The organism is Virgibacillus sp. GM2-2 (assembly GCF_055329585.1).
The window spans coordinates 1-272 of sequence record NZ_JBUZWC010000073.1; the positions used below are offsets into that span (position 1 = coordinate 1).

Annotated in this window: 1 pseudogene; it reads right to left on the reverse strand. The window is 68.8% G+C overall.

Going from position 1 to position 272, the window contains the following annotated elements:
- A pseudogene (locus ACY9Z2_RS19025) lies at window positions 1-272 on the reverse strand (hypothetical protein); the annotation flags it as partial.

A 272-nucleotide genomic window follows, 5' to 3' on the forward strand; every position in this document is an offset into this window, starting at 1 on the left:
GTGAACCGGCCGATCGCCGCCATCCAGGCGGGCATCATCTCGAAGGGGAAGAACGATCCGCCGATCATGAGCAGCGGGAACGTCAGCATCAGGACGAGCAGGCTGGCCCCGCGGCGCCCGGTCCCGAGCAGCTGGATGAACGTGAAGAACACGAGGAGCGCACAGCCCGTGAAGACGAGCCACGCGAGGGCGAACGGGATCCGCCAGGGCGAGATGCCGTACACGGCCGCGCCGATGGCCAGGCCGACCATCGAGACCGCGCCGGTGATCGC